3 protein-coding genes are annotated in these 6,615 nt (G+C 55.5%); all 3 read right to left on the bottom strand.

Annotation, left to right across the window (positions count from 1 at the left end; translation table 11 throughout):
- Positions 1-493: STN domain-containing protein (locus tag V3O24_RS00105; RefSeq protein WP_331305559.1), on the bottom strand; the 493-nt coding region annotated here is incomplete at its 3' end.
- A gap of 153 nt (positions 494-646) precedes the next feature.
- Positions 647-5,221 carry an amino acid adenylation domain-containing protein gene (locus V3O24_RS00100; RefSeq protein WP_331305557.1) on the bottom strand — a complete coding sequence of 1,525 codons (4,575 nt, stop codon included), beginning with the start codon at positions 5,219-5,221 and terminating at the stop codon, positions 647-649.
- The coding region (locus tag V3O24_RS00095; RefSeq protein ID WP_331305556.1) for an amino acid adenylation domain-containing protein at positions 5,218-6,615 on the bottom strand (1,398 nt) is incomplete at its 5' end. The genes V3O24_RS00100 and V3O24_RS00095, both read right to left, overlap by 4 nt.

The raw sequence follows: 6,615 nt of genomic DNA, 5'->3' as shown, positions 1-6,615 counted from the left end.
CGGTCTTGGTCGCGCTGTTGGCATTCGGTACCGCATAATCGGTATTGTAAGGATCGTTAGGGTCATACTGCCGTTGTCCTTTAACCGTTACCCCGGACAAGGTTGTAGAGCCTGCTGCTTTAGAAACCGGCGCTTTTTCAAGCGTCACACTATTTTCCCCGGTCAACCGGTAAGCCAAGCCGGTTCCCCGCAATAATTCGTTCAAGCCTTCTTGAACGCCGTAACTGCCTTTAAGCGGCATTGATTTTGAACCTGCTACCATAGAGGCCGGATAGCTTAATTCCATACCGGTTTTTTCCGCGTAACGATTCAGTGCGGAAGCCAAATCGCTGGAAGGCATGTCAAACTGGATTTTTTGGGTTTGTTCCGATAAAGCTGGCGCCGCATGGCAAAACGTTAAAATAAACACCCCGTTGATGAAGCATGACCTGATCTTTTTTCCCCGGTTAACCGCCATTCCGCCGGAAGAAAAGCTTTTCTTGTTATTAAGCATTTTAGAATTTTCCTTAGTAGTTTCGTGCTTGAGTCAAGTTCTTATAAAGCAGGAACCGAACACTTGCAGATATTGTTATCAGTGCAGCCAATACGTTTACAATAAGGTAGACGAGCAAGCTTGAAATCCACCCCACCCGCAAAATCATTTTGTTTAGAATAATTTCTCTTTGTAATGCTCCGGCTCCTGAACAAACCCGCTACGTCTAAAATAGTTTTGATAACGCGCCAACAACTCGCCGTCCAACATGGCGCACTCGATGCCTAATTTCGACAACACGCCTTGTGTTTCGCTGCAATCGTAGCGGATGTTATCTTCTTCCGACGCCTGCTCATCCTGGTTCTGGACCGAAAACACCGGCAGCAGCGGCAATAAAGCAAAATCTTCGTACCCCGCCTCGCCGGTTTTTAACACCTTGTTCACCCAGTCTCTATAAGGAATACGCTCCAGACGATAACCCGACCGGCTGAACCAATCGATCAGCTCATCGGAATAAGGCGGTTCGGGATGATTTAAATGGAAACAAGCGCCGACCGAACTCGGCTGCAACGAAAGCGAGACGATGGCGCGGCTCATGTAATCGACAGGCGCTATATCGAGCGGACTATTGCCTTCCGGCGCCGATCCCAGCTGAATACAGCCTTTAAGCATCCGGCACAGAAAATCGTCGGTGTTCCACACCCCGTTCCGGGTATCTCCCGAAACCGTCGCCGGCCTGTAAACACTCACCTGAAAACCTCTATCCCTGGCCGACCTGACCAGCTTTTCCGCCACCCATTTACTCTGCGCGTAGCCGTTGACTAGATTTCCGCTGGGTTTCGGCTCATCATTTTCCCTGTATCCGCTCGCATTACCGGCGGAAACTTCGCTAAACACCGACAAAGTCGAAACATAATGAATGGCCTTGGCTTTGCCGATACAGGCGAGACGCAGCACTTCTTCCGTACCCAGAACATTGGCGGCTTTCAGGGTTTTGTAAGGCTGGACGAAACTGACCAGCGCCCCGTTGTGGTAAATGACTTCAGCCTGCCCGGCTATTTCTTCGTAGCGTAATTTTGAGAGTCCAAGTCCGGGTTCCGCCAAATCACCGCAGACGGCGATAACCCGACTCCAATCGATACGCTCATGCAGCTCATAACGGTCCGCTTGGCGTTGCAGCCGGGTCAGCGCTTCCCGTTCATCGGCAGCCCTGACCAGGCAATAAATTTCAGCGTCGATCCGTTCCAGCAACTCGGCCAGCAAAAACACACCGAGAAAACCGGTCGCACCGGTCAGGAACACCGCTTGAGCCGCCGCTACGTCGATAGGCGCAGGCTGTAACGGAATAATCGCAGGGTCAAGCACGGCTTCGGCTTCAAGGTTAACCGGCATTTCACCGCTTTCGCCCCGATCGATTAACCGTGCTTGCGCCGCCAGGATGGGTGTCTCGAAAAAACTCTTCAGCGGCAGCTGGGCGTTCAGTTTTTTTTGCACCGAAAACGGCAACTGGGCCGCCAGCAACGAATGCCCGCCCAACTCGAAAAAATCGTCGTTTCTGCCTATCCGCTCAATGCCGAGTATCCCGCTCCAAATAGCCGCCAGGCTTTTTTCCGTCTCCGTCACAGGCGCTTCATAGGCGTTTTTTGCCGTTTCAGCCAAGTCCGGCTCGGGCAAGGCCTTACGGTCAATCTTGCCGTTAGCCGTCAACGGCAACCGCTCGAGAAAAACAAAAGCACCGGGCAGCATATAGTCCGGCATACTTTCCTTGATCGCGTCACGCAAGGCACTCTCGGTTAACGCCGCGTTATCCCGCGCGGTCAGGTAAGCAAGCAGACGCTTGTTGCCGAACCGGTCTTCCCTGGCTAGAACGACAGCCTCATCGACACCGGGATAAGCCATCAACCGCGTTTCTATTTCCCCCAGTTCGATCCTGAAGCCGCGGATTTTCACCTGATGGTCGATGCGGCCTAAAAATTCGATATTGCCGTCCGGCCGGTAACGGGCCAGGTCGCCGGTTTTGTAGAGCCTGCCGCCGTCAAGCCGGAACGGATCGGGGATGAATTTTTCCGCGGTCAGTTCGGGACGCCGCCAATAGCCGCGCACCACGCCTTCGCCGCCGATATGGAGCTCTCCCTGTACGCCGACCGGCACCGGACTGCCGGCCTTATCCAGAATGTAGAGCCTAACATTGCTGATCGGACGCCCTATCGACAGCGGCCTGTCCAAATCATCCTGATCGGCCAGGTAAACGCTGCTCCATACCGAGCCTTCGGTAGGGCCGTATTCGTTATATAAAGGCACATGCGGCAATACCGCGCGGTGTTGTTTGACGACCTCGACTGAACAGGCTTCTCCGGCAACGATAGCCGTTTTCAAGGATTGCAGCTCCGTTGCCGCCTGTTTCAACAGCAAGGCATAGAAGGACGGCAAGGCCAGCAGATGCGACACTCGCCGGTTTAAGATCAGCTCGGCCAATGCCGCCGGATCTTTGGCGTCATCGTCAGTCGGCAGACACAAACAACCGCCCTGCCCCAGCGTCCAGAACAGCCCTGCCACGGAACTGTCGAATGCAAACGAGGACAACAGCAGATAGGCGCTGACCGGATGCCGATAGCTTGAAAACCGTGCGTTTGTCGAATGCACGGCGTTGCGGTGCGAAACCATCACGCCTTTGGGTTGTCCGGTGGAGCCGGAAGTGTAGATCATATAGGCCAGATCGAGCGGATGATTGCACGGCGCCGGATTGTCGATAGACCCTTGCGCTATCGTCGCCCAATCGCTGTCCAGGTAAACGGTGGCCTTCACGCCGGACGGCAATGCCCACGCCAGCCGCTGCTGGCTAAGCAGCATCGCAATGCCCGCATCTTTCAGCATATAGGCGATGCGCTCTTCCGGGTAATGGGGATCCAGCGGCACATAAGCGCCGCCCGCCTTCAGTATGCCCAGCATGCCGACCGCCATTTCCAACGACCGCTCGACGCAAAGGCCGACCGAACTTCCCGGCCCTACGCCCTTGGAACGCAGATAATAGGCCAGCAGATTGGCTCTGGCGTTCAATTCGGCATAACTTAATGTTTGGTCTGCAAACGCCACCGCATCGGCGTCCGGCGTTTTGTCCACTTGCGCCTCAAACAGTTGGTGAAGGCATCGGTCGGCTGGATAAACCGCCTGCGTCGAATTCCAATCAACCAGGATTTGCCTGCGCTGATCCCGCGTCAGCAGCGGCAGTTCGGAAATGCGCGCCTGCGGTGCGTCCGCAATGCCTTGCAGCAGCGTCAGATAGTGTTCTGCAATGCGCGTTACCGTGGACGGATCGAATAACTCGGTGTTATATTCAAAACTGCCGGCAAGTGCGCCTTGGTTTTCATGAATATGCAAAGTCAGGTCGAATTTAGCGACCGTGCTTTCCTCATCGATCACGCCGATATCCAGCCCCGACAGGCTCAGCGACTGCCCGGACTGGTTTTGCAACACGAACATAACCTGAAACAACGGGCTGTAGCTCACATTACGTTCGGGCCTCAGCGCTTCGACCAGCTGTTCGAACGGCAGATCCTGATGGTTTTGGGCATCCAAAACGGTGTTTCTGACCTCGGCCAGCAAGCGGTTGAATTGCGGATCGCCCGACAAGTCGCTGCGCAACACCAGAGTATTGACGAAAAAACCGATCAAGCCCTCTATCTCCATGCGATTTCGGTTCGCAACAGGCGTACCGACGCATATATCTTTCTGGTGGCTATAGCGAAACAACAGGATATTGAGCGCCGCCAGCAGCACTGCAAACAAGGTCGCATCGTATTGGCGGCTTATTCGATGGATTTGCTCCGCGAGCGCGGCCGGAATCTCAAACTGGTGTGATGCGCCGCGATAAGCCATGACCGCTGGCCTGGGACGGTCTGTCGGCAGTTCCAGCAGGCTTGGCGCACCGTCCAGTTTACTGCGCCAATAATCGATTTGCCTCTGCAATACATCGCCAACAAGACGGCGGCGCTGCCAACAGGCAAAATCGGCATATTGAATCGGCAACTCCGCTAACGGTGAAGGTCTGCCCCGGCTGAACGCCTGATACAGCGAAACAAATTCGCGCATCAAAATCGCCGAGGACCAGCCGTCGGAGATAATATGATGCATCGTCAGCAGCAGAATGTTTTGCTTCCGCCCGGCACCGTCAGGCAAGGCAATCAACGTTACCCGGATTAACGGGCCGACGGCTAACGAAAAAGGCTTTTCCGCTTCCTGCCGGCACAGATCCGACAGCGCATCCCGGCAAGCCTGCCGAGACAAGCCGGTTAAATCGACATGGGCAACAGGCAATGCGGATTCGGATGAAATCCTCTGTGTCGGCGCTGCATTCTCGGTCACGAAAGAAGTGCGCAAGTTTTCATGCCTGCGAACGATCTCGCTGAAACCTTGCTGCAACGCCGCGTCATTCAAATACCCGCTTAGCCTGAACGCGACAGGCATGTTGTAAAAAGAACTGTCCGGTTCCAATTGATCCAGAAACCACAAACGCTGCTGGGCGTATGAAAGCGGTAACGGCGCTGTTCTCTGGTCCGGCTTTATAGGTGATGCGGATGCTTGCCCGGCCTGGGACAGTGCTTCGATTAACTCCGCTTTTCTGGATTTGAGCTGTAACTTAAGCGCTTCGTTCAACGCACCTTTCGGCGCCTTGCATTTTAAATCGCCCTGCTCAACATAAAGATGCACATTCAAATCCCGCAATGTCGTCAGCAATTGACTCAACATCATAGTTCGATATCCTCAAGCTCGATTTCATCTGCATTCGCCGCCGTCTCCGCCTGATCTCTAGCCCAAGTCAGCAAATCGACTTTCGCGGCCAACTGCGCGACATTCGTCGTGTCAAAAAGGGTCTTTAACGGTAAATCAATCCCGAATCGGATACAAATCCGGGATACCAGCTGAGTCGCCAACAGCGAATGCCCGCCCAATTCGAAAAAATTATCCTCGACGCCGACTCTGTCAACGCCCAGCACATCGGCCCATATTTCCGCCAGAATCTCTTCGCTGTCCGTGCGCGGCGCGACATACTGTTTTGCCGACAGTTCGCTGAGGTCCGGCCGGGGCAAGCGCTTGCGATCCAGTTTGCCGTTGGCGCTCAGCGGCATGCCGTCCAACTGCACAAAGGCGCTCGGGACCATGTACTCGGGCAGCGTTTCCTTGAGCCGGAGCTTCAATAGTTCGCTCGCAACGGCGGTTCCGGCAACCAGGTAGGCAACGAGGCGCTTGTCGCCGGGCTGGTCTTCACGGGCGATGACGACCGCTTCTTTGATGTCCGGCGCTTCCAGCAGGCGGGCTTCGATTTCGCCCAGTTCGATCCTGAAGCCGCGAATTTTGACTTGATGGTCGATCCGGCCCAGGTAATCGATGTCGCCGTCCGGCCGGTAACGGACCAGATCGCCGGTTTTGTACAGGCGGCTGCCGCTGGGACCGAACGGGTTGGGAATGAATTTTTCCGCGGTCAGGCCGGGACGATTCAGGTAGCCGCGGCCCAAGCCGATGCCGCCGATATGCAGTTCGCCGGGGGTGCCGACCGGTACGGGGTTCAGCTGCCTATCCAGGATGTACAGGGCGATGTTGGCTATCGGCCGTCCGATAGGGATCGCGGTTTCGGCTCTGTCCGGTATGCAGGCCCAGTAACTGACGTCTACGGAGGCTTCGGTGGGGCCGTAAAGGTTGTGCAGTCCGGCCGGCAGTTTTTGCTGAAAACGTGCAACCAGGTCGGCCGGTAAGGCTTCGCCGCTACAGATCACGCGTTTCAAGCCGGTGCAGTTTTCCGCGCCCGTCGTGTCGATAAAGGCTTGCAGCATCGACGGTACGAAGTGGACGGTGGTGATCTGTTCGCGCACGATGGTGTCGATCAAGGCCCGGCTGTCTTTGTGTTGATCCGGCTTGGCGACGACCAGTTGCGCGCCGGTCATCAACGGCCAGAAGAATTCCCAAACCGAAACGTCGAAGCTGTACGGGGTCTTTTGCAGCACCCGGTCGCTTTGATCCAGGGCGTACTCCGCCTGCATCCATTGCAGCCGGTTGAGTATGCCCTGGTGCGGTACGCCCGCGCCTTTCGGTTGCCCGGTGGAGCCGGAGGTGTAGATGCAATAGGCCAGGTTTTCCGGCATCAGCTT

Origin of the sequence: Methylobacter sp. Wu8 (assembly GCF_036440755.1) — a bacterium.
GTDB classification, from domain to species: domain Bacteria; phylum Pseudomonadota; class Gammaproteobacteria; order Methylococcales; family Methylomonadaceae; genus Methylobacter_A; species Methylobacter_A tundripaludum_A.
Note: the sequence above shows the minus strand (reverse complement) of the source record. Positions and strands in the feature narration are given on the sequence as shown.